Here is a 25,732-nt window from a genome sequence, read left to right as displayed (position 1 = left end):
CCCTGTTCTTTTCGTATTATTCACTCTGGAAAATAATATTGTAGAATTATCGTACAAAAGTTATATTATTTATATGAAAAATAAAGGTATTAAAGCTAAAAATAAAAATTTAGTTTTAGCTGCTGAGGAAGCATTACTAATTCAGGCACAAGCAAAATTATAGTGAATAAGATATTATAAAAATAAGCTTAAAATTTATTTTTAAGCTGTAAACTCAATAATTTCTGTGTAGCCTGTCAATAATATAGGAATCATCAATAATTTCTGTTCTAAATTCCTTATTTTTATAGTATTAAGGAAGTATAAGGAGAAAATCCTTTTAAATTATTATACAAAATTATCTAATCTTAGTTATAATAAGAAATGTTGACTGTTTTAATTTTTTAATTTTTGATTATTATGCAGGATTTTTCTTGTTTTTTGTCGAAAAAGTACAATATTAAAACATTGTTTCCTTCAAAACTAAAGGAGGGATGTATGTATGATGGATGTTCGTCAAGTGGCTCTATACTTTAGAAACAAGAGTTTGGCAGGTCGGAATTTCTCTATTACACATTTGAAATTACAAAAGCTTGTATATTATGCTCAGGCGTGGAGTATGGCTATACATGGTCGTCCGGTATTTAATAGTGAATTAGAAGCATGGTTACATGGACCAGTGTCTCGTGAGTTGTATCGTGAATATCGTGATTACGGTTCTCGAGAAATTCCTCCCGTGGACAAAATTAATTTTCAAATTAATCCGGAAGATTTAGAAGTATTAGAAGGTGTATGGAAACTATATGGAGAGTATGATGGCAAGTATTTAGAAACACTTACACATAAAGAATCACCATGGTTAAATGCTTGGAGTAAAGGAATGAATGAAATTATCCAAATAGAAGATATGCAAGAATATTATGGTGGACTATTGCAAGGCGCTAATTAAATTGCGCCTTATTTTTTTGGGGGAATTTAATTGTCATTTTTTAGTAAGATACTTATATTGATTATTTTGTTTTTAATAAGAAAGAAAATAATAGCTCTAACGAAAAAAATAATTAATTTTATATATCCATATCAAAGTTTTATTTTTTACACCAAGCATGTATTTCGAAAAAATAATCAAAAGCTTAAGAATTTTAACATCTCCCTTTTGAAATTTATATCCACAATATCAATATGGAGAAAAGAACTAATCTATGTTGCAGGTAAATATAATTTTTACGCTACAATGATTAGTCCTATAATTTTTATAGGGCTATTTTATTTTTTATATTTAACTATTCCTAATACAAAAACTATTGTGTATGTTTTACAACATATTAACGAATGGTTTATGCAAATCAATTTAAATGTTGTAAAAGCAATAAAGAAGTATCCTTCATATACAATTGGAGTAATTGATGTAGCATCTAACGTTCTAGCAATCTTTTGGTCAATTTCTCTTACTATTTATTTTTTTGCTTATAGAGAGAGAAAATCTGTTGCTATTAGTAGTAACTTAGCATCTGGTAATATGGGATTTATAGTAGGTTTAGCTCTTATCCTTTTCAATACAATTTATGGGAAGATTTTCGCTATCCCATTTAATAAAGACAATATGTTAAATTTCTATGAAGATCCTCAAAACTTAGTAAGACTTCCTATATGGATTATCATTACTTGTATGAGTTTATTTTATGGGGTTAATACTCTTCGTAAAATGCTTAACAGTATCGACATTAGGACACTACTTAGACACTCAATGTCTAGTATTAATACTGTTATTATTCAAGTAATGATTTTGAACAAAGATTTTAAATTCAGAAAAGGTTTATATGAATATTTAAATGCTTCTATTGAAACCTATTATCAAACATTAATTGTTTGTGTGGAGAAAAATATGATGGAAGTTTATAATGAGTCTTCTAAGTCGTTGGAGCAGTTATCTTCTCTTTTTATTGAAGGTATTCCACAGGAGATGATGGATTATCTTGGGGAGAATTCACAAATTACCATACCTTCTCAGTTACTATATCAAGCTTCTAAGGCACAAAACTCTGAAGAAGCTTATAAAAGTTTACATAAATCGTTGCTAATTCAGCATGTAGCATTAATAAAATCACTACACGATCATAATCGTCATTCCGAAATATCACGATGTATAGAAATACTCTTTACTTTCGAGCCATCAGACCAGTTTGAAGATCTGAAAAAAGAATTTCATACTATTTTACATGAATTAATTATGTACTTGGATTCAGATGAACCCGTACTATTTCGAACAGTCTTAGACTTTTTAGAGCAGTTCTGTAGCCGAGAGATTGCTCAAGATGTTTCAAGTATTGGTGGGTTAAGAATTTATAAGCATTTACTATTAAATGCAGTAGAACAAGGAGATATAAACTTACTTAGTCATCTTGCATACTCTATGAAGAGGCTTATGAACAAAGGAGAAAAGGGTAAATCGGAAGTTGAAGCAGGTAAAACAGAAGTTGAGGTTTCATGGACAACCGGAGTTCATATTAAGATAGAAAGCAGTGAAAGCTCTAATATAGAGCAAGCAATCATATACCTCATTTTGCAGTCTATATTAAAAGGTATAGAGTTATCCAAGTATCCTGTAACAGGATTCTTAGTTAAATATTTAATAACTAATCATTCTCATGGTAATATCTTAAAGGATACTTTTGCAGAATTAAAGGAAAATAATGGTGAAGATATTTATTTATCAAGGGCAAAGCTAGAGGGGTATTGCTTTTCGGATTTGGATGTAGATTTTGTGTTTAATGAAGATACTATTATATATTGTATGCAAAAAATGGCCTTAATCATTTATACTCAGAGGGTCTTTGCTTATGAGAATTCCCTTCCTGGCTGGATGAAGATGGGGGATAATATTGATATAAAATTCGTATTAACTCCATATATCAAACCAGAATATTTAAAATACCTTGAAGAGAAAATATCAAAAGCCAAAGATAAGTTTGGATTACTTTCTTTAGAAAAGATGAAAGAGTATATAAAGATTCCAACAGATGAAGAGGAGAAACAAGAGAAAACCGCTGATTCTCCAACTTAAATTTGTTGTGGAATGGTTATTTTATAATAAAATTCGATTTACAAAGTCAATCTTCTAGATATAACAATTCTAGGAGGTTGATTTTTTATGTTACCAACAAAAGAAGAAATTATTGAACATTTATCAAATAAGATGACCAATCAAGACATTGCAAGTATTTATGGTATTACATTTCAAAAAGTAATCCAACTTATTAAAAAATATAAGCTTAATTCAAGTGAGCTTAGAAAAGTAAACAAATATACTGTTTATCTTCATTTATTAAATGGTGAAGTTGTTTATATAGGAAGTGGAGTTTGGTATCGGTGCAGAAGATATACTAATAGAAGAAACACGGAACATAAGCAACTAATGAAGGATGGTAAAATTGAATATAAGTTTGTAGGAGAGTTTAATCGAGAAGAAGATGCAAGAAGATTTGAAAAGGAGCTCATAAGAGAGTATAAAAAATTGGGGCAAGCCAAATTCAATAAGATTTAATCAAAAGCACTCAAAATAAATCATAAATAGGGTTGACTTTTCTGAAGGAACAAGGCATAATAATAAAGATAATCGTGTTAACCGAAAAAACAACAAAGTTCGACAAACGTTGAAGGTAAAGATCTAAATAAGATTCGAGTTGTTTTGGGGACTCAAAATCGTGTTCCTTCGGGAGTGTCGGTTCGACCCCGACCACTGGTATTAGTTTTACATAAAAGAGCGTAATGTTAAGACTTCAACAGAGATGTTGAGGTCTTTTTTGTGTTTAGTCTTTTCAAAGCAACTGATTAAGTTTGAATTAAATAAAAATTGTAAATTAGTTAACAAAATGTAATTGATCTCTCTAGAAGTCGAGTGTGAAGAGGTGTACAATAAGTACTAAAGATGAAAGACTCACGCAGTAAGCTTCTTAGTTCACTGCTGAGGTGATAAGTTAGTTTGAAAGGGGATACATAGTTTTGAACGTAAATTATTTAGATCTACTGGCTAAGAAGTATGACACAGAAGAGAAAGTGGTAACGGAAATTATTAACTTAGAAGCAATTCTAAATTTGCCAAAAGGAACAGAACACTTTGTAAGTGATTTACACGGCGAGTATCAGGCCTTTCAACACGTATTACGAAATGGGTCGGGAAACGTAAAAGAAAAGATTAAAGATCTGTTTAAGGATACATTATCTCAACAAGAAATTAATGAATTTGCGACGCTTGTTTATTATCCAGAAGAGAAGCTGAAGATTATTAAAGCAAACTTTACTCGCAAACAAGAACTACGTGATTGGTATACGACAATGATTAATCGCATGCTTGATTTAGTTTTGTATGCATCATCGAAGTATACACGTTCAAAGGTGCGTAAAGCACTCCCTGAGCAGTTTGCTTATATTATTGAAGAGCTTTTATATAAGACAGATGAATTTACAAATAAAGAGCATTACTATCATAAAATTGTGCAGCAAATCATTTCATTAGGACAAGCTGATAAACTTATATCAGGACTGGCTTATACCATTCAGCGGTTGGTTGTCGATCATTTGCATGTCGTTGGAGATATTTATGATCGTGGTCCAGAACCTGATAAGATCATGGAAACTCTTATTAACTATCATTCCGTCGATATTCAGTGGGGAAACCATGACGTTCTTTGGATTGGAGCTTTTGCAGGTTCGAAAGTATGCTTAGCTAATATTGTTCGTATTTGTGCACGTTATAATAACTTAAATATTATTGAAGATGCGTATGGTATTAACTTACGACCACTTCTAAACCTAGCAGAAAAATATTATGATGATAATCCTGCATTCCGTCCAAAAGAAAATGTAGGTTCGCACCTATCTGAGCATGAACGTTTACAGATTACAAAAATTCATCAAGCTATTGCGATGATTCAGTTTAAGCTTGAAATGCCAATTATTAAAAGACGTCCGTATTTCAATATGTCAGAACGACTTTTGCTTGAGAAAGTTAATTATGAAACAAATGAAATTACACTTGGAGATAAAACGTATCCTATTGAAAATGGATGCTTTGCAACGGTAAACCCTGAAAATCCACAAGAGCTCTTAGAAGAAGAGGAGCAGGTTATTGAGAAATTATTGTTTTCAGTTCAACATTCTGAAAAGCTAGCAAGACATATGAACTTTCTTATGAATAAAGGAAATCTCTATTTGAAATACAATGGGAACTTACTCATCCATGGATGCATTCCTTTAGATGAAGAAGGAAATATGGAAAAGATGGTGATTGAAGGCAAGTTTTATTCAGGTCGTCAACTGTTAGATGTGTTTGAGCAGTATTTGCGTTCGGCTTTTGCAGGCCCGGATAAAACGGATGATTTAGCAACTGACATGGTCTGGTATTTATGGACGGGCGAATATTCATCTCTATTTGGAAAACGAGCGATGACGACGTTTGAGCGCTATTTCATTAAAGATAAAGCAACGCATAAAGAAAAGAAAAATCCATATTATTACCTTCGTGAAAAAGAGGATATGTGCCGTCGAATATTAGCTGATTTTGGATTAAATCCAGATCATGGTCATATCATTAATGGTCACACGCCTGTTAAAGAGATAGAAGGTGAAAACCCTGTTAAAGCAAACGGTAGAATGATTGTCATTGATGGCGGATTTTCAAAAGCATATCAATCACAAACCGGAATTGCAGGATATACGTTATTGTCTAATTCTTATGGCATGCAGTTAGTTGCTCATAAGCACTTTAACTCCAAAAAAGATATCTTATTGGACGAAGCTGATGTACTATCCGTTAAGCGACTAGTTGATAAAGAATTGGAACGAAAAATGGTAAAAGAAACAAATGTAGGTGAACAGATATTAGAAGAAATTTCAGTTTTAAAAGCTTTAAGAGATTATCGATATAGCTAAGAAATAGGCTTTGCAAGGTAACTTGTAAAGCCTATTTGTTTATGAAAACTTAATAGTTCGTTAATATTTTCACATAAATTTAACAGAAGGGTTGCAATTTATGTCGAAAGATACTATAATGAATGTTGTTAAGAGATAGCACAACTTCATTTGCGGGTGTAGTTTAATGGTAAAACCTCAGCCTTCCAAGCTGATGTCGTGGGTTCGATTCCCATCACCCGCTCCATACATATTGTGATCACAACGCAGTATCTTGTTTACCAAAAACAAGGTGTTGCGTTTTTTATATTTTTAGGGTTATAGTGAATAAAAAAGACGTTTATCTAAATTAGATAAACGTCTTTGTGGTTAGTTGATAAGCGAATACAAAGCTTCTCCACCATGAATTTGTGTAAACATGGTGCTGAGAGATTCAGTTAGTTTTAAGGAGCTTTCAGTAGATAGAGAAGGTTTTAAGAAGATTATCTGAAGTGCTTCAGATGTCTGTTCAGAAACTGGAGCTCGGTTGGAGTCAACATAAGGACTTCCAAAAGGACCTTGTTCATCTGCTAATACAAGCTTATTGTATAGAGATACTTCTCGACCATTAATTGCAAGGTAACTTTCATCTTCATTCCCAAGTCGTAACGAAATGTCTCCATTTAAACAGCTTTTATCGTAAATGCCTAAAGGAACTTCGTACTGAAGGGAAAAGAAGTTATTTAAGTCTACAGCTGAATTAATTGTGGGTAAGTACGTTTGTTTTTGAATTCGACGAAATAATGCTTCAATGGATGGACGATATTTGCTTGGATCGGTTCCAAACTCCTTAAATATGCATCTCCACTCCTTGATTCCTTCAAAAGAAGTGATGGTTCTATCTTGTAAATCAAAATAAATGGATTCTTGAAAGAGTCGTAACCTTCCTTTTAACATTTGTGGAGCCTCGCTTACTTCGATATTTCGATAATGAATAATACCTAGTTTAATATCATTATTTTTTTCTTTAATTTCTGGTGAAATGATAACGTTCATATAAAATACCACCTTTTCATTAGTGAGTTATGTATAGAGTAGAATTGTTCCAGTGAAAATGATAGTAAAAGCAATTCTACGCATTGAATTTTAAAGGAGAATAGCATAAATGGATTTTCAACAGTTAAAAAAAGAAGTGATTGCCTATAGTAAAGAAATAGGTATTGATAAAATTGGTTTTGCTAGTGCGTCAACGTTTGAGACGTTAAAAGATCGTTTATTAAGACAACAAGAATTAGGCTACGCTTCAGGGTTTGAAGAACCAGATATTGAGAAGCGTACGAATCCAACGCTTTTGGTTCCAAAAGCGAAGTCAATCATTGCCATTGCTCTTGCATACCCTTCTAAAATGCCTAATGCACCAAGAAGTACAAAGGAAGACCGAAGAGGCATTTTTTGTCGTGCTTCTTGGGGACAAGATTATCATACCATTTTACGAGATAGGCTCCAAAAACTTGAATCGTTCTTAAAAGAAAAAGTTCAAGGTGTTGAAGTGAAATCTATGGTAGACACGGGCGAGCTCTCTGATCGAGCCGTTGCCGAGCGAGCTGGGATTGGCTGGAGTGGAAAGAATTGCGCGATTATTACGCCGGAGTTTGGTTCATACGTATATTTAGGTGAAATCGTCACGAATATTCCATTTGAACCGGATCAACCAATTGAAGACCAGTGCGGTACTTGTAATAAATGTGTTGAAGTATGCCCAACAGGTGCATTAGTTACAGGCGGACAGCTTAATTCTCAGCGTTGTATTGCATTTTTAACACAAACAAAAGGTTTTTTGGTAGATGAGTTTCGAGATAAAATTGGCAACCGCTTATACGGCTGCGATACGTGCCAAACGGTATGTCCTGAGAATAAAGGTAAAGACTTTCACTTTCATCCTGAAATGGAACCAGATCCTGAGATTGCAAAGCCGAAGTTAAAGCCGTTATTAACAATGAGCAATCGTGAGTTTAAAGAAAAATATGGCCATGTATCTGGTTCTTGGCGTGGAAAAAAACCAATTCAACGTAATGCAATTATTGCACTTGCTCATTTTAAGGATGAAACAGCTATACCTGATTTAATTAAAGTAATGAAAGAAGATGTACGTCCTGTAATACGAGGAACAGCAGCTTGGGCCTTAGGGAAAATTGGAAACGATGAGGTGCTACCTATACTGGAACAATTAAAAGAAAAAGAGCAGGATGAGGAAGCCAAGCAAGAGTTTGAAAAGGGAATTGCGCTGTTAGTAAAGTCATAGAAGATGAAATTGTTGTGTTAAAAGGTAAGCTGTTCATCATAGCGTATAGTAAAAGCAGAGAAATGTGGTGAACAGATGCTAGCAAAGAAAAATGTCCTATATACATTGATGAAAGCCAAAGCAAATAGCTACGTGAATCAAGTAATCAGCGAGGACTTTAAGCCGTTTATCGAACAGGAATACGAGCTTAAGCAGTCTTTACTGAGAAAGAGAAAAGTAGAGGTTGTGAAGTGTACGGTTAAAGGAGCTATTCATGACGTTCAAAATGAAAATGAAGAGACAAAGGTTACTTATCAAATACACAAACGATTTTTATGTAAACAAGATGATTTATTTTACGTAGAAGAAGAGGTAGAAGAGCGGTGCGCATTGTTTTATAAAGATACGCTAATTCATGATAAATTGCTTCCTATTCATATAGATGAAATAGATGACTTAGAATTTAGTATGGATGATAAGGAAGAAGTAGCTGATCGAAATGGGTACTATGACCGTCTAGCAGCGGTACAGTATGCAGAAACATATTGGAATACGCCTAATCCAGCTTATAAATACTTTGAGGTGAACTGTACGAATTACATCTCTCAGTGTTTACGAGCAGGAAAAGCCCCTATGAGAGGTCAACCTAATCGAAGTAAAGGCTGGTGGCTAAGTAAAGATAATTGGAGCTATAGCTGGGCGGTGGCACACTCGATGCACAGTTATCTCCAAAACTCAAAACAAGGGCTGCGAGCCATTAAAAAAAGCTCAGTTAAAGAGTTAACAATGGGTGATGTTATTTGCTATGATTTTGAAGGAGACGGCAGATGGAACCACACGACAATCGTTGTGGCAAAAGATGCAGACGGGATGCCTTTAGTTAATGCTAATACGTATAATAGCCGCATGCGCTATTGGGCTTATGAAGATTCGACAGCTTATACGCCAAATATGAAGTATACGTTTTTCCATATTACCGATCAATAAATATCCCTTTTGTTTTGAAAAGTTAATGGTATAATGATGAATAGATTTGTATTTAGAGGTGACTATTTTGGGACTACATGTTGTTTTATATCAACCAGAAATTCCAGCTAACACTGGTAATATTGCGAGAACTTGTGCAGCAACGAACACAACTTTACACTTAGTTCGTCCATTAGGCTTCTCGACGGATGATAAAATGTTAAAGCGCGCCGGCTTAGATTATTGGGATTATGTTGAGGTTATCTATCATGATTCGTTAGAAGAAATTTTTGAAAAGTATCCAGAAGCCGCATTTTACTTCATCACTAAATTCGGAAAGAAGCCGCATTCATCCTTTGACTATAGCAATGTAGAAGATGATCACTTCTTTGTGTTTGGTCGCGAAACAAGTGGCTTACCTGATGAAATCATTGAAGCGAATATGGATAGATGCTTGCGTTTACCAATGACGAAAAACGTTCGTTCTTTAAACTTATCAAACACGGCAGCTATTTTAATTTATGAAGCGCTGCGACAGCAAGAGTACGGCGACTTATTAAGAGAAAATCCCCTTGATTAAGGGGATTTTCTTTTTTTTACAAGGATGACTGTTCTATGTAGGTTCATTCTATTTGCGCTTTACCCCAGGCTTGTCATTATACCCAGCCGTAAAAATTGCTGATAAAAAAGCAAGTGATACGCCTAAAACCAATAGTAACCTCATGGATAGAGCCTCCTTTATTTTTCTGTCATGCTCCTCCTAATTATTATAGCTAATTCATGGCACGCTGTGAATCTTTAATGTAGACAAAATTCTGAATTTCTTAATTTAAAAAGCATGTTCAAACATTTTACTGCATAGATTGTATTAATCTTGTTCACTAGCACCAGAACTAGTAGGGGAGGTCCTTTAATGGATATATTAAAGAAAATTGAAAAATACCGTGAAGCAGAGAATCGACTTAAATGGGAAGGTACATTTGAAGAATATTTAAAACTAATTAAAGATGAGCCTTTAATTGCTCAGCCAGCGCATTCAAGGGTCTACAATATGATTAAAGATGCAGGAATTGAAGATGTCAATGGGAAAAAGCAATATAAATTCTTCAGTGAACAAATGTTTGGTCTAGAAGAATCGCTTGAAAGGCTGGTTGAAGAATACTTCCATCCTGCAGCGAAACGATTAGATGTCCGGAAGCGTATTTTATTACTTATGGGACCAGTTAGTGGAGGGAAATCAACGCTAGTTACCATGCTAAAAAGAGGATTAGAAGCGTATTCTTTAACAGATCGTGGTGCTGTCTATGCAATCAAAGGATGCCCAATGCATGAAGATCCACTTCATTTAATTCCACACCATCTGCGTCGAGACTTCTATGAAGAGTATGGCATTCGAGTTGAAGGAAACTTATCGCCTTTAAATACAATGAGATTAGAGGAAGAGTATGGCGGCAGAATTGAAGACGTTATTGTCGAAAGAATCTTCTTCTCTGAAGATAAACGTACGGGGATTGGTACATTCAGTCCATCTGATCCAAAATCTCAGGACATTGCTGACTTAACAGGAAGCATTGACTTTTCAACCATTGCTGAATACGGATCAGAATCAGATCCACGAGCATATCGATTTGACGGAGAGCTAAATAAAGCGAACCGAGGAATGATGGAGTTCCAGGAGATGTTAAAGTGTGATGAGAAGTTCTTATGGCATTTATTATCTCTTACCCAAGAAGGGAATTTTAAAGCAGGACGATTTGCTTTAATTAGTGCAGATGAATTAATCGTCGCACATACAAATGAAACGGAGTATCGCTCCTTTATTTCGAATAAGAAAAATGAAGCCTTGCATTCACGTATTATCGTCATGCCGGTTCCATATAACTTAAAGGTTAGTGAAGAAGAGAAAATCTATGAAAAAATGATTCGAGAAAGCGACGTATCGGATGTGCATATCGCACCACATACGCTGCGCATTGCTTCCATCTTTACAACGCTAACAAGATTAAAAGAGCCTAAAAAAGGCGATATTGATCTATTAAAGAAAATGAGGCTATATGATGGCCAATCTGTTGAAGGTTACAACGATGCAGATGTGGAAGAGTTGAAGAAAGAACATTCGGATGAAGGTATGAGTGGAATCGATCCACGTTATGTAATTAACCGTATTTCATCAACCATCATTCGAAAAGATATTAAATCAATTAATGCGTTAGATGTATTGCGTTCACTAAAAGAGGGGTTAGATCAGCATGCATCTATTTCAGCAGAAGACCGTGAGCGCTATCTAAACTACATTTCATTAGCACGTAAAGAATATGATGAAATCGCGAAAAAAGAAGTTCAAAAAGCATTCGTATATTCATATGAAGAATCAGCGAAGACGCTGATGGAGAACTACCTCGATAACGTTGAGGCATATTGCAATAAAAACAAGCTGCGCGATCCGTTAACAGGGGAAGAAATGAATCCAGATGAAAAGCTAATGCGCTCAATTGAAGAGCAAATTGGCATTTCAGAAAATGCGAAGAAAGCGTTCCGTGAAGAAATCTTAATCCGTATTTCTGCGTATGCTCGTAAAGGGAAACGCTTTGACTATAATTCGCACGAGCGTTTACGTGAAGCTATTCAGAAAAAATTATTTGCGGACTTAAAAGATGTAGTGAAAATTACCACATCAACGAAGACACCAGACGAACAGCAGCTGAAAAAAGTAAATGAGGTAGTTGCTCGCTTAATTGATGAGCATGGCTATAATTCCGTTTCAGCGAACGAACTTTTACGCTATGTAGGAAGCTTATTGAATCGATAAAGAATGATAAAAAACATGGCACCGCTGATATGTGCCATGTTTTCTTTATCTTTTATATTAGCAAAATAGGCATTTATCTCATTCACAGTAGATGCTTTTTCATATGATAGTGTACAGCCGGACTTTTTAAAAGTCGAAGCTAAATTAATTAGCAAGTATACCATTTTGAGACATAGGATAGAATAACCAACCTTTCAAAAGCAGCTTGAACAAGGAGGGGAAATACGTGGGTAAAGAGATTGATAAGAGTTTTGCGATTTCCAAGGAAGACTGGTCCCTCCACCGTAAGGGTCATGACGATCAGAAGCGACACCAAGAAAAAATCCAAGAAGCGATAAAGAATAACTTACCGGATTTAATTACAGAAGAAAACATTGTCATGTCAAATGGGAGAGACGTTGTTAAGATTCCAATTCGTTCATTAGATGAGTACAGAATTCGCTACAATTATGATAAGAATAAACATGTTGGTCAAGGTGATGGGGAAAGTAAGGTAGGAGATGTGGTAGCCAGAGATGGATCTGGCGGTGATGGAAAAAAAGGTGCTGGCAAAGGTCAAGGTGCAGGTGATCAAGCTGGAGAAGATTACTTTGAAGCAGAAGTATCGCTCATGGAGCTACAAGAAGCACTGTTTGCACAGCTTGAACTTCCGAATTTACAGCGAAAAGAATCTGATAACATTGTTGTTGAACACATTGAATTTAATGATATTCGACGTACTGGCTTGATGGGGAACATTGATAAAAAGCGCACGATGATGTCTGCGTACAAGAGAAATGCAATGACTGGTAAGCCTGCATTTCACCCAATTTTCCCTGAAGATTTAAAGTTTAAGACGTGGAATGAAGTAACAAAACCTGAATCAAAAGCAGTTGTGCTTGCGATGATGGATACAAGTGGGTCTATGGGGATTTGGGAAAAGTATATGGCGAGAAGTTTTTTCTTTTGGATGACTCGCTTTTTACGAACAAAGTATGAAACTGTCGAAATTGAATTTATTGCCCATCATACAGAAGCCAAAGTTGTTTCAGAAGAAGACTTTTTCTCTAAGGGAGAAAGCGGTGGAACTATTTGTTCATCAGCTTACCGTAAAGCACTTGAATTGATTAATAAAAAGTACGATCCTAGCCGTTATAATATTTATCCATTTCACTTTTCAGATGGCGACAATTTGACATCCGACAACGCAAGGTGTGTTAAGCTTGTAAACGAACTAATGAAGGTTTCTAATATGTTTGGATATGGAGAAGTAAATCAATACAATCGTCATTCGACTTTAATGTCTGCATATAAGAATATTCAGGATGAACAGTTCCGCCATTTTATTCTTAAGCAAAAAGCAGATGTATTTCATGCGATGAAAAGCTTTTTTAGAAAAGAGCCAGAAGGAACAAAATATGCATAAGGTATCACTTAAGAAGCCACTTCTATACAAGAAGGGGCTTCTTGTAGTTGACAGCTATTCGTCTCCGTTATATAGTTTATGTAGTTAAACTATTTAAGTATATAAACTAGGAGTGTCTAAATGGAACAAGCTGATAATATAAAAAAAGCTATTTCTATATTTAATAAAGTAAACGATTATTTAATGAAGACGTACTTTTCTTCGCTAATTAATGATATTACGCCAAAGCAATTTAATGTGCTGAGGTCAGTTTATGATATGCAACCTGTAAACGTGCAGACGATTGCGAAAAAATATAATTTGTCAATGAGCTCTGTTAGTCAGCTTATTACTAAATTAGAAAAAGAAAGTTATTTGCATCGAGAACTTAATCCTGAAAATCGTCGGGAAATCCTTTTAACGCTTGGTCCTAAAGGGCAGGAATACTTTGATGAATATGAACGAATTGATCAATTTATTATAGAGCGCTACTATTCCCATTTATCTATGGAAGAAACACAGCAGCTAAAAGAAATTGCTAACAAGCTTTATCGAGTTGTAACAGGAGAGAACAGCGACAAATGAATGCGGATATCCAAGAAATTACGGTTCAGCTATTCGAAAGCTATGATAGTATTGCATTTATACTAAGTATTTTGTTGAATGTGCTCATTAGCATTGCTGGTGTTTTACCAAGCGTATTTTTAACAGCAGCTAATTTGGTTGTTTTTGGTTTTTGGGAAGGAATGGTTATTTCGTTTATTGGAGAATCAGTTGGAGCAGTTGTTTCGTTTTGGCTCTACCGAAAAGGTTTTCGAAAGCTAACTGCTCATAAGCGGTTGTCTTCTCCTAAAATTCAACAGCTTTTACATGCACGGGGAAAAGAAGCATTTCTACTTATTCTTTCTTTGAGACTATTACCTTTTGTCCCTTCAGGACTTGTTACATTTATTGCGGCTATTGGAAAGACTTCTTTAGGGATTTTTATTTTAGCAAGCTCAATTGGAAAGCTTCCTTCAATTCTTATTGAAGGCTATTCTGTTTACCAAGTCATGAATTGGACAAGCACTGGGAAGGTATTGGTTTCTTTCATAGGCTGCGTACTTATCATACTTGTAGTTCGAAAACTTTATACACGGTCTGCCATATGAAAGGAATGTTATAGGAAATGATTAATCAAATAGCAAAGCAAATCATTGAAATATTACCACAAAATGCGATTTCACGTGGAGTAGGGGTGTTAGGACGCTCAAGCATTAGCAGATATATCATCAAGCCATATAGCAAAATTTATAAAATTAATCTAGATGAAATGGAACAATCTTTAGACTCTTATCCTAATTTCACTGCATTTTTCACGAGAAAGCTAAAAGCAGAAGCCCGAGAAGTCGTAGCCGATCCATATACTCTTTCCAGTCCAGTAGATGGAAAAGTAGCAGAATATGGCGATATTAAGGAAGGAACTCTTATTCAAGCAAAAGGGATTGATTATCGAGTAGAGCAGCTGATTGGGTGTACGAAAGAAGAAGCTGAAAGGTTTGACGGTGGAACTTTTTTAACCATTTATTTAAGCCCTAGCGATTATCACCGCATTCATATGCCGCTTTCAGGAGCGGTCAAAAAAGCAACATATTTACCAGGACGTTTGTTCCCGGTTAATCGTATCGGAGTCGAGCATGTTCCTGGGCTATTCACAAAAAACGAGCGATTGATCACATATGTGGATACGCAAGCTGGAACAATAGCGCTTGTTAAAGTAGGCGCATTTATTGTTGGAAGTGTCCAGGTACCATACGGAAATCATACGACTAATGTAAAGAATGGAAAATATTATACGACATCTGTTAACGATACCTTTTATGAAAAAGGAGAAGAAGTGGGGTTATTTGAGTTTGGCTCAACGGTAGTCCTTTTGTTCGAAAGAGATAAGGTAAAGCTAACGAATACATTGGAACGTGGAACAAAATTAAAATATGGGGAACCGATTGGAACGTATAAGTCAGGAGATTTGGGATAAACACCAAATCTTCTTTTTATGTTTAAATTACATAATATTTCCAAATTTAGAAACACTGAAAGTCTAACTATTTAGAATTGAGGTGGATTTGATGCTGATTAAACGTTATCCCAAAAAGAAAAAACAAAAGCAAGCAAGCGTACCAAAGCAAGATCCAGCATCTATCAACATTCCGCTCAAACTAACAATTGAAGAAAATAAAAAGTATATTCAAGAGTACTTAGACTATACAAGTGATTTAGGTGAGCGCTGGTTAACTTTTAATGGTAAAAAAGCGCTTTTAATGTATTTTGTACCATTCATGGATTCGGTGAAATTAAACGAACATGTAATTAAACTAATGCTTCTTGAAAAGGAAGGAGACCCAAAAGAGGTTATTCAAATCGGTTCCGTTAACGAATCTCAAGATTTGCATGAAATCATTACGTTGCTCTGTCGCGGAGGAGCTATTTTATTTCTTGAAGATACACCCATTTTATATGTAATTGATGCTACGCTTCCTGCATCTAGGGAAGTTAGCCAAGCAATCGATGAAAAAGTTGTGCGCGGTTCTCATGAAGGGTTTGTTGAAAATCTAGATAAAAACATAAACTTAATGCGTCAGCGTTTTTTAGATGGAAGCTTAATCGTTAAATACCTTGAAGTCGGTACAATTTCGCGCACGAGAGTAGCTGTTTTATACCTTAAAGGAATTTCAAATCCAGAATACTATGAAGAAGTATTTCGACGATTAGAATCAATTGACGTGGACGCGGTGGAAAGCGGGAGTATTATTGAAGAAGCTCTTGAAAATTCACCGTTTTCACCTTTTCCACAGCCGCTTAATACAGAAAGACCGGACCGCGTGATGGGGAATTTATTAGAAGGAAGAATTGTGATTATGACAGCTGGAAACTCATCCACAATTGTTGCGCCTTCTTGCTTTTTTACATTCTATCAATCACCAGAAGATTATAATACGCGCTCTTTGTACGGCTCTTTCTTTCGATTGTTGAGGATCTTTAGTTTTTTTTGTGGCAATCAGTCTACCAGCATTATATATTGCTACGATTTCATTTCACTATGAGCTTATCCCTGTTGATCTAATTTTAACGGTGAAAAGCAATCACTCGTACCAGTAGAGACTCTTCAAACGATTTGTACATTGTTATTTGATGAAGGAAAAGGGTTAGCTCTACCTTATGCAAAATTTAATATGGAAAACATGTCTGTAGAAATAAAGGGAATTGCGTTATTTAATGGGGGGAATTTTCGGGAATAACGTTAAAAGATGAGGAAGCAAAAGCATTATTATTATCAAATAAAAAGAACAAATATATGACGATGACAGATAAGGTAAAGATGAATGGAAAAAAGACTATGCTCAAATCGATATTAAACCAGATGTAACTGTTGAAGTGATTCATCGAGGAATCATTAATTAATTACAAGAGGTTGAGACATAAGTGCTTCAAACAATGATATACCCCAACTATCACAAGTTAACTGCTTTTGATAGCTTGGGTATTTTTTTGTTGGTTCAAAAACAAATTCAAAAAACTAGCGTAAGGGAACGAACTTGTGCTTACAACCTAGCTATTATAACAAAGTAATGATTCGCCTTTGAGAAGGAATCATTTCATTGTGTCCCAGTCTCTTTTATTTTTAAAGTTTGGTATCCAGAAAAAGAGGTAACGTGATAGGATAAGGTAAGCTGAATGTTTCATAAATACATAGCATGTACAATATGATAGAAGTAAAAGCAGACGGTAAGGACAGAGAAGGTGTGGAAAAACATGACGGATAATACAAAGAAAAAAGTAAAACAAGGATTGCTTTTCTTGTTTATTATATATGGTGTGACACTTATTTACGTCACGCTCATTAAAGAAAACGAGCAAGTATATGGGCAAGCCATGAACTTAAGCTTATTTAGTACAATTAAGCTCATGTGGGCCAGTGGAAATCTTGAGCTAGCATTCGTGAACGTAATAGGGAATATTGTAATGTTTGCTCCAATTGGAATGTTTATACCGCTTTTTATGAAATCATTTGACGGATTTATTCAAGTGGTTGTCACAGGGTTCTTAATCAGTTTCACTGTTGAGATTTTACAATATGAGTTAACAGAGCGAGTTTTTGATATTGATGATATTCTGCTAAATTCAATTGGAACACTGGTCGGATGGATTTTAGTTAAGCTGCTCTTTTTCTTTAAAAGACTTATTTTAAAACGATAGACACCGAGATAAGTAGTTGCTTACCTCGGTGCTTTTTATTAAGAATAAAGTTTAGATCCTTTTTCAATAAATTCCTGTGATTTTTCTTTCATGCCTTGTTTAGCGAAATCAACGAGCTGTTTTTCATCCGCTAGTTGTCTAATATCATGAGAAATTCTCATTGAACAGAACTTAGGTCCACACATGGAACAGAAGTGAGCGGTTTTAGCACCTTCTGCTGGTAGTGTTTCATCATGGTATTCTCGAGCTCGGTCAGGATCTAACGATAAATTAAATTGGTCATGCCATCTAAACTCAAATCGAGCTTTTGAAAGTGCGTTATCACGAATTTGGGCACCTGGGTGACCTTTTGCAAGATCAGCAGCATGAGCAGCAATTTTATAGGTAATTACACCTTCGCGAACATCTTCTTTATTCGGGAGGCCTAAATGTTCTTTTGGGGTTACATAACAAAGCATTGCTGTACCAAACCACCCAATCATTGCAGCTCCAATACCAGACGTAATGTGGTCATAGCCCGGTGCTATATCAGTTGTTAGTGGTCCCAGGGTATAGAATGGTGCTTCGTGGCAAACTTCCATTTGTCGGTCAACGTTCTCTTTAATCAGATGCATTGGCACATGTCCAGGACCCTCAATCATTACTTGAACATCATGCTTCCATGCAATTGTTGTTAATTCGCCAAGCGTATCAAGCTCTGCAAATTGAGCTTCGTCGTTCGCATCAGCAATTGAACCAGGGCGCAGGCCATCTCCCAGTGAGATTGAGATATCATATTGCTTACAAATTTCGCAAATCTCTTCAAAGTGTGTATACAAAAAGTTTTCTTGGTGATGTGCTAAGCACCATTGAGCCAAAATGGAACCACCCCGTGAGACAATACCGGTTGTTCGCGTAGCAGTTAGTGGAATATAGCGCAACAGTACGCCTGCATGAATTGTAAAGTAATCAACCCCTTGTTCTGCTTGTTCAATGAGTGTATCACGATAAACCTCCCAAGATAGGTCTTCTGCTATACCATTAACTTTCTCTAAAGCTTGATAGATTGGGACAGTGCCAACAGGAACGGGTGAATTTCGAATAATCCATTCGCGCGTCTTATGAATGTCTTTACCAGTTGAAAGATCCATAATTGTATCTGCTCCCCACCTTGTAGCCCACGTCATCTTTTCAACTTCATCTTCAATTGATGAATGAACAGCAGAGTTTCCGATATTTGCATTAATTTTCACGTGAAACTTTGTTCCAATAATCATTGGTTCAACTTCTGGGTGGTTAATATTGCAGGGAATGATTGCACGCCCTGCTGCAACTTCTTCACGAATCGTTTCTGCACTCATTTGCTCACGAATTGCGATAAATTCCATTTCAGGCGTGATAATTCCTTTTTTTGCATAATGCATTTGGGTGACGTTTCTGTCATCCTTTGCTTTTTGTGGTGAATAATTAATAAGGGGAAAGCTTTTCGTTTCGTTCCGTTGATCGCCTTCTTTATAGCCGTTATCTCTTGCTTGAACGGTACGGCCAGCATAGGAAAAAGTATCGTTTCGTTCTGCAATCCATGGTTTGCGTAAAGGTGGCAGTCCTTTTTCTAAATCTACACTATAGGCTGGATCGGTGTATACGCCGCTTGTATCGTAAACGCGAACGGGGGTGTTTTGCTCTTCACCGCGGTCGTTTACAGTGGGGGAAAGGTGGATTTCGCGCATCGGTACTTGAATATCACTTCGAGTCCCTTGCACGTATACTTTTTTACTGTTTGGAAACGGCTGTTGCATTGAAATGATTACTTGTTCTTTAGACATACTTATTCCTCCATTATGCTAGTAGATTTTGAGAAAATAAGCTATACCGAACAAAAAAATCGGGCTCTATGTAAGAGCCCGATGGAATAGACAAAAAAGAAAACAGCATAAAACACCGTTCTTTCAAGACTACTTCCCTACGTTGGTATAACCCAAATCAGGTTCAGAGGGTTAAAGAGCACAATAACTCTTCTCTCAGTCTGTGTAATCAGACACCCCTAGTAGAAAATCATTTAATTGACGACTTCATTCTACCATCATTAGGGAAAAATGCAAGCGGTTATTTATCTTTTTGCTGCTTCAAATGCAATAACAATAGCGGTAATAATATGCATAACCATTCCCACAACTGGGATTACGCCGACAAATGATGTCACCATCCCCAAAATATTTCCGTAAGCTGAACGACCTTCTTTATGAGATAAAAATAGAGCAATTGCATGCAGGAAAAAAGCAAATACTAAAGGTCCCCATGAAAAGCTTATGATGAATGCACCACCAATTAGAGGAATACCTAAAAATGCTTCATACCCAGCCGTTAGCCATTTCATAACACGTACATTTCCGCTCATGTATAAGAGCCTCCTATTAAGTAATATAGTAGTATATACGAACGAATTAGCTAGAAGTTTCATTTTATAGACTGACTATTAATGGGAAAAAATATAATTGATAAAATATTTTAATTTTTGTATACAAATCTTAAAAGTTTTGTTAGAATATTTTTATTCAATTAAAACACCTTATAAATTCGTTGAAGAGAACGAGTAGGTTATGAAAACTGTTCCCCAGAGAGCTAACGTTTGCTGAAAGTTAGCGTACAGTTCCTAGCTGAAAATCATCTCTGAGAAAATATGCTGAAGCCTTATAGTAAGTATATTCGGACGTCCACCGTTAGAAGGAACACGTATGAACACGTACGTTGGCGAGTGCTGCTGTTTTTAGCAGAACGAGGGTGGTAACGCGAGAATTATATCTCGTCCCTTTTTAGGGACGGGATTTTTTTGTGTATAAAAAGGAGTGATTCGAGTGGAAAGTGATATTGACATTAGACAGAAAAATCAGAAATACAAACAATCTAGGAGGAACTCACATGAATGCTTTATCAAGAAAAGATACACTGTTTATTAGTTTAATGCTATTCTCATTATTTTTTGGAGCAGGAAACTTAATTTTCCCTCCATTTTTAGGACAGTCTGCTGGAAGTGAATTGTGGCCAGCTGTTACAGGCTTCATTTTATCGGCTGTGGGGCTACCAATCCTGGGTGTCATTGCTGTAGCAAAATCAAATGGTCTTCATTCATTAGCAAACCGAGTCCACCCAGTTTTCGCCGTTGTATTTACGGTCATGATTTACTTAGCAATTGGACCTTTTTTAGGAATCCCACGAGCAGGAAGCTTAGCATTTGAAATGGGCGTACAGCCTTTTTTACCTGAAGGAGTAAATGTAAAAGCCGCGCTGTTTGGATATACGTTTTGTTATTTTGCACTTGCTTACTGGTTAGCTTTAAAGCCTTCAAAGCTTGTTGACCGCTTTGGAAAAGTATTAACGCCAGTTTTATTAGTTCTTATTTCACTTATTTTTATTCGTGCCCTTTCTTATCCTTTTGAGCCGGCTGGTCAACCTGCAGGTAATTATGTCACAAAAGCATTCGCTACTGGATTTACCGATGGTTATGCGACCATGGATACAATCGCTGCGCTAAACTTTGGAATTGTCATTGCAATGGCTTTGAAGCAAAAAGGAATGACTAGTGCGAAAAGTATTATGTCATCATCCATTCGTGCAGGAGTAATTGCAGGAACGTTGCTAGCTATTATTTATCTTATGCTGGCATATTTAGGATCTGTTAGTCATGCCAATGCAGCAAATGGAGCAATAACGTTAACGAACATTGTATTTACGCTTTTTGGACCGTTCGGAGCTGTTCTATTAGGAGTTGTATTTACGCTAGCGTGTTTAACAACTTCTGTTGGATTATTAACCTCATGCAGTCAGTATTTTGAGCAATTAGTACCGAAAGTATCATATAAGGTTTGGGTTAGTACAATTGCCGTATTTAGTTTACTTGTTGCAAACTTAGGATTAACCATGATTCTAAAAATTTCAGTTCCAGTTTTAACAGCTATTTACCCTGTTGCTATTATGCTAATTGTTCTATCATTAACGAATTCTTTAATCAAAGGAAAGCAAGGTGTATATGCTTTATCTATTTTATTCGTTGGAATTGTAAGCGTAACGGACGCTTGTCTTCAGTCAGGGTTAAACTTAGGTGCTTGGGGGGAACTTGTAAAGACTTTGCCATTGTATAACACAGGATTTGGTTGGTTAGTACCAGCAATCGCTGGGGCTATGGGCGGTTATCTTCTTAGCTTATATAATCTAAAAGGTAAAGTAGTTCACTCAAAACAAGTTAAATCATATAGTAAATAAGATTGTCCATAAAAAAAGCCCAGTTTGGGCTTTTTTTGTTCTTCAAATAAAGATTGTGTTTTTATCAGCAAACAATTATGATAAAAAGCGAATATTCACGTTTGCTATGAAGATGAAAAAATTATGTAATCTTGAAAGGTAGAGTAAAAATGTGGGAAATTATTGTTGCGATTATTTTAGGAATTGTAGAAGGTCTAACTGAATTTGCGCCTGTATCATCGACCGGACACATGATTATTGTAGATGATTTATGGCTGAATTCAAAAGAACTATTTTCACCAGAGGTTGCTAATACATTTAAGATTGTCATTCAATTAGGCTCGATCCTAGCCGTTGTTGTTTTGTTTAGAAATCGTTTTATTAATCTATTAGGGTTAAATCGTAAAAATGAGAAATATGAACAGGTAACAAATCGATTAAAACTTTCTCAAGTTATCGTTGGTTTGCTTCCGGCAGCTGTATTAGGATTCTTATTTGAAGATTTTATTGACAAGCATTTGTTCTCGTTGAACACGGTGTTAGTCAGCTTAATTGCAGGAGCAATTTTAATGATTATTGCAGACCGCTTTGCTTCAAGAATTCCAAAAACAGAAACGGTAGATCAAATGACCTATCGTCAAGCCATTGGTGTTGGATTGTTTCAATGTATCGCTCTATGGCCAGGATTTTCGCGTTCTGGTGCTACGATTTCAGGTGGGGTACTTTTGGGTATGAGCCACCGAGCAGCTTCTGACTTTACTTTTATTATGGCTGTTCCTATTATGGCAGGAGCTAGTGGGTTATCATTAATCAAAAATTGGCAGTATTTCACAATTGATGCATTACCTTTTTTCATTGCTGGTTTTATTAGTGCTTTCATTGTAGCGCTTGTTTCCATTCGCTTTTTCTTAAAATTAATTAATCGAATAAAATTGGTACCTTTTGCTATTTATCGTATTGTATTAGCAGTTGCTATTTATCTTGTATTCTTTTAAGAATGCTAAAACAGCCTTGGTTACATTTAGAGCCAAGGCTGTTTTATATTTTGGCATTTATATAGTTAAAAAGTTTTGAGTCATAAAAATAAATTGACAAGCTTTCGAAAAACAGATAAATTATTCTTATTGAATAAAATATTAATTCTGTATAATATTTCAGAAAAATAATTTAATAAGAAGCTTAGTCTACATTAGAGCGGGGGAACCACAAATTTGGTATATCATATGCCTTGGGGTGAATCTTTCCTGAGTGAAAGTAGGGTACTCTCAAACCCGAATCCGACAGTTAACCTCGTCTGCTTATTGAGAGAAAGAACATTGTCTTTTTGTCGACCATTCTTTCTTTTAGAATGGTCTTTTTTAAATTTTCAGAAAAAATAAAATCGCTTTACAACAGAGAGGAGAGCACATATGAAAAAATTGCGGTTTGGCATGGCAACACAAATTTTTGTTGGTTTAATTTTAGGTATTCTAGTTGGTGTTATTTGGTTTAATGATCCAAGAGTAGCAACGTATTTACAGCCGCTGGGCGACTTATTCTTACGCCTGATTAAAATGATTGTTATTCCAATTGTTATCTCAAGCTTAATTGTTGGTATTGCGGGCGCTGGTAACGGCAAGCAAGTAGGCCGATTAGGTGCTAAGACTATCATTTACTTTGAAGTCATCACAACGTTTGCAATCATTATAGGTGTTTTATTGGCTAATGCTTTCCAACCAGGTGTAGGAGTGGACATTGAATCTGCACAAAAGACTGATATTAACCAGTACGTAGAGACAAGTGAAGAACAAAGTGAGAAATCCGTTGCAGAAACGTTCCTTCATATTGTTCCAACGAACTTCTTCCAATCATTAGTGGAAGGTGACATGTTAGCCATCATCTTTTTCTCCGTGTTATTTGGATTAGGTGTAGCAGCTATTGGGGATCGTGGAAAGCCTGTTTTACAATTTTTTGACGGCGTTTCTCATGCGATGTTCCATGTTGTTAACATGGTGATGAAAGTTGCTCCTATCGGGGTCTTTGCTCTCATTGGTGTAACTGTTTCTAAGTTTGGTTTAGAATCATTAATGTCTCTAGCGAAACTTGTTATTCTAGTTCACGCTGGTTTACTGTTCTTCTTAATTGTGGTTTTAGGAGCGGTTGCGAAATGGGCTGGTGTAAATATCTTTACATTAATGCGTTATTTAAAAGATGAATTGCTGTTAGCATATAGCACATCAAGTTCAGAAACGGTATTACCGCGTATTATGGGCAAATTAGAAAAAATGGGATGTCCAAAAGCTATTGTATCGTTTGTTATCCCAATTGGTTATACGTTTAACTTAGATGGATCTGTGCTGTATCAAGCAATTGCCGCTATTTTCTTGGCACAGGTTTATGGAATTGACTTAACCATTGTCGAACAGCTAACGCTAATCCTAGTGCTTATGATTACTTCAAAAGGGATGGCAGCCGTTCCAGGAACATCATTTGTTGTATTATTAGCAACGTTGGGTACGATTGGAATTCCAGCCGAAGGTCTTGCATTCATTGCCGGTGTGGACCGAATTATGGATATGGCTCGTACAGTTGTAAACTTAATGGGTAACACAATTGCAGGAATTGTTATGTCTAAGTCTGAAGGCAAGTACAATCCTATAAAAGCTAATGAAGTGATGAAACAGTCGAGAGAGGCAAAAGCAGCTAGCTAATGTATCTTCTAATCTCGTAACAATGCTTAATGCATAAGGCTACTTACCGGTTCTATTTTTATGAACAGGTAAGTAGCTTTTTTGATAATTTTTTGATTAGTTCTTTATTAATAAAGAAATTAAACCTATAATTATAGTAGGTAACAACAGATATGTTTTTAAATAAACAAGCTGAGCGTGCTCTAGTATGTGGCATGTGAGTGAATTTAGGAAGAAAGCGTGGGAGGCATTTACATATGTGGAAGAAGCGCATAGCAATTATTGTATCGATTATTGCAGCTTGTTTTTTAATTCCTTATAGCTTACCAATTGTCTTTGCATTATTAACAGCAATTGTTCTAGAAGGTCTTATTCAAAAGTTGCAGCATTCTTTGAAGTTTAGTCGAATCTATGCTGTATTAGTAGCGTTTTTATTATATGTTGTATCCATAACATTAATTGGTTTCTTTATTATTCGTACAATTGTAACGCAAGTAGTGGCTCTCTCAAAAGTTACGCCTTCTTTTGTAAAAGAGCTTTATGAAACAACAATTTATCCTAACATTATTAAGTGGAAGTATTATTCAAACGCTCTTCCTACAGAAGTCATTTCATCCATTGAAAACGCAATCGAAAGCACCATTAATTCATTGGATACACTATTAAAAGGAACCGTTGAGTTAATTATTAGCTTTGCTGCAACCGTTCCAGGCTTCCTGCTAGAATTTCTGATTTATTTAGTTGCTTTAGTATTCATTAGCTTAGAGCTACCGAACATAAAAGAAAAAGTAAAATCGTTTTTAACAGATGAAACGAAATATAAAACAAAGATTGTTATTACGCAATTAATGCAAGCAGGTGTTGGCTTCATTAAAGCTCAGATTGTATTGAGTCTTTTAACATTTGTGATGGCTTATGTTGGGCTATGGCTATTAAATGTTCCGTACACGGCTTTATTGAGTCTTTTAATCGTTATCGTTGATATTCTACCAATTCTAGGAACAGGTTCCGTTCTAGTTCCATGGGGAATATTTGCTTTAACTCAAGGTCAAGACTCGTTGGCAATTGGTCTATTTATTTTATTTGGGGTGATTACCGTCGTTCGAAGAGTTGTAGAACCAAAAGTTTTTTCAACAAACATGGGGATTTCTCCTTTAGCTGCGTTAATTAGCCTGTATATTGGATTTAAATTGCTAGGGTTTGTGGGGCTGTTTTTAGGTCCAGCTCTTGTCATCTTATATGATGCGCTTCGAAAAGTTGGCGTCATCCAAATTAACTTTAAAATTTAGGAGACTGAGACA

22 protein-coding genes, 1 tRNA gene, 2 riboswitches and 1 other annotated feature are annotated in these 25,732 nt (G+C 35.7%); of the genes, 20 read left to right on the top strand and 3 right to left on the bottom strand.

Features of this window, described 5'->3' with window-relative positions:
• The first annotated feature begins 481 nt into the window (after positions 1-481).
• From BFL01S_RS09775 to BFL01S_RS09755, 5 genes are all read left to right on the top strand, one after another.
• A complete protein-coding gene (locus BFL01S_RS09775; protein ID WP_082802723.1) occupies positions 482-928 on the top strand; it encodes a Panacea domain-containing protein in 447 nt (148 codons plus the stop codon).
• 30 nt (positions 929-958) lie between these two features.
• Positions 959-3,043 carry a hypothetical protein gene (locus tag BFL01S_RS09770; RefSeq protein WP_061785575.1) on the top strand — a complete coding sequence of 695 codons (2,085 nt, stop codon included), beginning with the start codon at positions 959-961 and terminating at the stop codon, positions 3,041-3,043.
• A gap of 87 nt (positions 3,044-3,130) precedes the next feature.
• Positions 3,131-3,523: a hypothetical protein gene (locus BFL01S_RS09765; protein ID WP_061785574.1), complete on the top strand. Its 393-nt coding sequence runs from the start codon at positions 3,131-3,133 to the stop codon at positions 3,521-3,523.
• A 458-nt stretch (positions 3,524-3,981) separates the two neighbouring features.
• Entirely contained in the window at positions 3,982-5,910 is a 1,929-nt protein-coding gene (locus BFL01S_RS09760) for a fructose-bisphosphatase class III (RefSeq protein WP_061785573.1), read from the top strand.
• A gap of 152 nt (positions 5,911-6,062) precedes the next feature.
• A tRNA-Gly gene (locus tag BFL01S_RS09755) sits at positions 6,063-6,136 on the top strand.
• A 122-nt stretch (positions 6,137-6,258) separates the two neighbouring features.
• On the opposite strand, the gene BFL01S_RS09750 is transcribed toward BFL01S_RS09755, so the two are convergent.
• Entirely contained in the window at positions 6,259-6,924 is a 666-nt protein-coding gene (locus BFL01S_RS09750; protein WP_061785572.1) for a B3/B4 domain-containing protein, read from the bottom strand.
• Between the two features lie 109 nt (positions 6,925-7,033).
• On the opposite strand from BFL01S_RS09750, the gene queG reads away from it, so the two are divergent.
• From queG to BFL01S_RS09700, 11 genes are all read left to right on the top strand, one after another.
• Entirely contained in the window at positions 7,034-8,170 is a 1,137-nt protein-coding gene (gene queG, locus BFL01S_RS09745; protein WP_025908456.1) for a tRNA epoxyqueuosine(34) reductase QueG, read from the top strand.
• 75 nt (positions 8,171-8,245) lie between these two features.
• Complete coding sequence (locus tag BFL01S_RS09740) at positions 8,246-9,136, top strand: amidase domain-containing protein (RefSeq protein WP_061785571.1); 891 nt, start codon at positions 8,246-8,248, stop codon at positions 9,134-9,136.
• A 58-nt stretch (positions 9,137-9,194) separates the two neighbouring features.
• Positions 9,195-9,695, top strand: a complete 501-nt coding sequence (gene trmL / locus BFL01S_RS09735) for a tRNA (uridine(34)/cytosine(34)/5-carboxymethylaminomethyluridine(34)-2'-O)-methyltransferase TrmL (protein WP_090752733.1) — start codon at positions 9,195-9,197, stop codon at positions 9,693-9,695.
• 333 nt (positions 9,696-10,028) lie between these two features.
• Positions 10,029-11,924 (top strand): PrkA family serine protein kinase, encoded by a 1,896-nt coding sequence (locus BFL01S_RS09730; RefSeq protein WP_025908459.1) that lies wholly within the window; start codon positions 10,029-10,031, stop codon positions 11,922-11,924.
• A gap of 226 nt (positions 11,925-12,150) precedes the next feature.
• Entirely contained in the window at positions 12,151-13,329 is a 1,179-nt protein-coding gene (gene yhbH / locus BFL01S_RS09725) for a sporulation protein YhbH (RefSeq protein ID WP_025908460.1), read from the top strand.
• Between the two features lie 120 nt (positions 13,330-13,449).
• Positions 13,450-13,893, top strand: coding sequence for a MarR family winged helix-turn-helix transcriptional regulator (locus BFL01S_RS09720; protein WP_025908461.1), 444 nt, complete (start codon positions 13,450-13,452; stop codon positions 13,891-13,893).
• An 8-nt stretch (positions 13,894-13,901) separates the two neighbouring features.
• Positions 13,902-14,459, top strand: a complete 558-nt coding sequence (locus BFL01S_RS09715) for a TVP38/TMEM64 family protein (RefSeq protein WP_061785576.1) — start codon at positions 13,902-13,904, stop codon at positions 14,457-14,459.
• A gap of 17 nt (positions 14,460-14,476) precedes the next feature.
• Positions 14,477-15,325 carry an archaetidylserine decarboxylase gene (asd, locus tag BFL01S_RS09710; protein WP_061785570.1) on the top strand — a complete coding sequence of 283 codons (849 nt, stop codon included), beginning with the start codon at positions 14,477-14,479 and terminating at the stop codon, positions 15,323-15,325.
• A gap of 91 nt (positions 15,326-15,416) precedes the next feature.
• Positions 15,417-16,391: a spore germination protein gene (locus tag BFL01S_RS09705; protein WP_061785569.1), complete on the top strand. Its 975-nt coding sequence runs from the start codon at positions 15,417-15,419 to the stop codon at positions 16,389-16,391.
• Positions 16,345-16,446, top strand: coding sequence for a hypothetical protein (locus tag BFL01S_RS21370; protein ID WP_369690848.1), 102 nt, complete (start codon positions 16,345-16,347; stop codon positions 16,444-16,446). The genes BFL01S_RS09705 and BFL01S_RS21370 overlap by 47 nt, the downstream gene beginning before the upstream one ends.
• 654 nt (positions 16,447-17,100) lie before the next feature.
• Positions 17,101-17,544 carry a VanZ family protein gene (locus tag BFL01S_RS09700; protein WP_025908466.1) on the top strand — a complete coding sequence of 148 codons (444 nt, stop codon included), beginning with the start codon at positions 17,101-17,103 and terminating at the stop codon, positions 17,542-17,544.
• A 38-nt stretch (positions 17,545-17,582) separates the two neighbouring features.
• Here BFL01S_RS09700 and thiC read toward each other — a convergent pair whose 3' ends face one another.
• Positions 17,583-19,349 carry a phosphomethylpyrimidine synthase ThiC gene (gene thiC, locus BFL01S_RS09695; protein WP_025908467.1) on the bottom strand — a complete coding sequence of 589 codons (1,767 nt, stop codon included), beginning with the start codon at positions 19,347-19,349 and terminating at the stop codon, positions 17,583-17,585.
• 117 nt (positions 19,350-19,466) lie between these two features.
• Positions 19,467-19,579, bottom strand: a riboswitch (TPP riboswitch).
• 54 nt (positions 19,580-19,633) lie between these two features.
• Positions 19,634-19,921, bottom strand: a complete 288-nt coding sequence (locus BFL01S_RS09690) for a hypothetical protein (RefSeq protein WP_025908468.1) — start codon at positions 19,919-19,921, stop codon at positions 19,634-19,636.
• Positions 19,922-20,094: 173 nt separating this feature from the next.
• Positions 20,095-20,337 (top strand) — a binding site (T-box leader).
• Positions 20,338-20,442: 105 nt separating this feature from the next.
• On the opposite strand from BFL01S_RS09690, the gene brnQ reads away from it, so the two are divergent.
• The 4 genes from brnQ to ytvI all read left to right on the top strand — a co-directional run bounded on the left by brnQ (position 20,443) and on the right by ytvI (position 25,720).
• Positions 20,443-21,783 carry a branched-chain amino acid transport system II carrier protein gene (brnQ, locus tag BFL01S_RS09685; protein ID WP_025908469.1) on the top strand — a complete coding sequence of 447 codons (1,341 nt, stop codon included), beginning with the start codon at positions 20,443-20,445 and terminating at the stop codon, positions 21,781-21,783.
• A 149-nt stretch (positions 21,784-21,932) separates the two neighbouring features.
• Positions 21,933-22,757, top strand: a complete 825-nt coding sequence (locus BFL01S_RS09680) for an undecaprenyl-diphosphate phosphatase (RefSeq protein WP_025908470.1) — start codon at positions 21,933-21,935, stop codon at positions 22,755-22,757.
• Positions 22,758-22,928: 171 nt separating this feature from the next.
• A riboswitch (cyclic di-AMP (ydaO/yuaA leader) is annotated at positions 22,929-23,075 on the top strand.
• A gap of 96 nt (positions 23,076-23,171) precedes the next feature.
• Positions 23,172-24,452 (top strand): glutamate/proton symporter GltT, encoded by a 1,281-nt coding sequence (gene gltT / locus BFL01S_RS09675; protein WP_025908471.1) that lies wholly within the window; start codon positions 23,172-23,174, stop codon positions 24,450-24,452.
• Positions 24,453-24,688: 236 nt separating this feature from the next.
• Positions 24,689-25,720, top strand: coding sequence for a sporulation integral membrane protein YtvI (ytvI, locus tag BFL01S_RS09670; protein WP_025908472.1), 1,032 nt, complete (start codon positions 24,689-24,691; stop codon positions 25,718-25,720).
• Positions 25,721-25,732 lie beyond the last annotated feature (12 nt).

Source organism: Priestia flexa NBRC 15715, from assembly GCF_001591565.1.
Classification (GTDB): domain Bacteria; phylum Bacillota; class Bacilli; order Bacillales; family Bacillaceae_H; genus Priestia; species Priestia flexa.
This window is presented reverse-complemented; position numbering and strand designations above follow the sequence as displayed.

Coding starts and splice junctions, on each gene's coding strand:
- BFL01S_RS09775 (WP_082802723.1), top strand. CDS start 482: ATGATGGATGTTCGTCAAGTGGCTCTATACTTTAGAAACAAGAGTTTG.
- BFL01S_RS09765 (WP_061785574.1), top strand. CDS start 3,131: ATGTTACCAACAAAAGAAGAAATTATTGAACATTTATCAAATAAGATG.
- BFL01S_RS09750 (WP_061785572.1), bottom strand. CDS start 6,924: ATGAACGTTATCATTTCACCAGAAATTAAAGAAAAAAATAATGATATT.
- queG (WP_025908456.1), top strand. CDS start 7,034: ATGGATTTTCAACAGTTAAAAAAAGAAGTGATTGCCTATAGTAAAGAA.
- BFL01S_RS09740 (WP_061785571.1), top strand. CDS start 8,246: ATGCTAGCAAAGAAAAATGTCCTATATACATTGATGAAAGCCAAAGCA.
- BFL01S_RS09730 (WP_025908459.1), top strand. CDS start 10,029: ATGGATATATTAAAGAAAATTGAAAAATACCGTGAAGCAGAGAATCGA.
- BFL01S_RS09720 (WP_025908461.1), top strand. CDS start 13,450: ATGGAACAAGCTGATAATATAAAAAAAGCTATTTCTATATTTAATAAA.
- asd (WP_061785570.1), top strand. CDS start 14,477: ATGATTAATCAAATAGCAAAGCAAATCATTGAAATATTACCACAAAAT.
- BFL01S_RS09705 (WP_061785569.1), top strand. CDS start 15,417: ATGCTGATTAAACGTTATCCCAAAAAGAAAAAACAAAAGCAAGCAAGC.
- BFL01S_RS09700 (WP_025908466.1), top strand. CDS start 17,101: ATGACGGATAATACAAAGAAAAAAGTAAAACAAGGATTGCTTTTCTTG.
- thiC (WP_025908467.1), bottom strand. CDS start 19,349: ATGTCTAAAGAACAAGTAATCATTTCAATGCAACAGCCGTTTCCAAAC.
- BFL01S_RS09690 (WP_025908468.1), bottom strand. CDS start 19,921: ATGAGCGGAAATGTACGTGTTATGAAATGGCTAACGGCTGGGTATGAA.
- brnQ (WP_025908469.1), top strand. CDS start 20,443: ATGAATGCTTTATCAAGAAAAGATACACTGTTTATTAGTTTAATGCTA.
- BFL01S_RS09680 (WP_025908470.1), top strand. CDS start 21,933: ATGTGGGAAATTATTGTTGCGATTATTTTAGGAATTGTAGAAGGTCTA.
- gltT (WP_025908471.1), top strand. CDS start 23,172: ATGAAAAAATTGCGGTTTGGCATGGCAACACAAATTTTTGTTGGTTTA.
- ytvI (WP_025908472.1), top strand. CDS start 24,689: ATGTGGAAGAAGCGCATAGCAATTATTGTATCGATTATTGCAGCTTGT.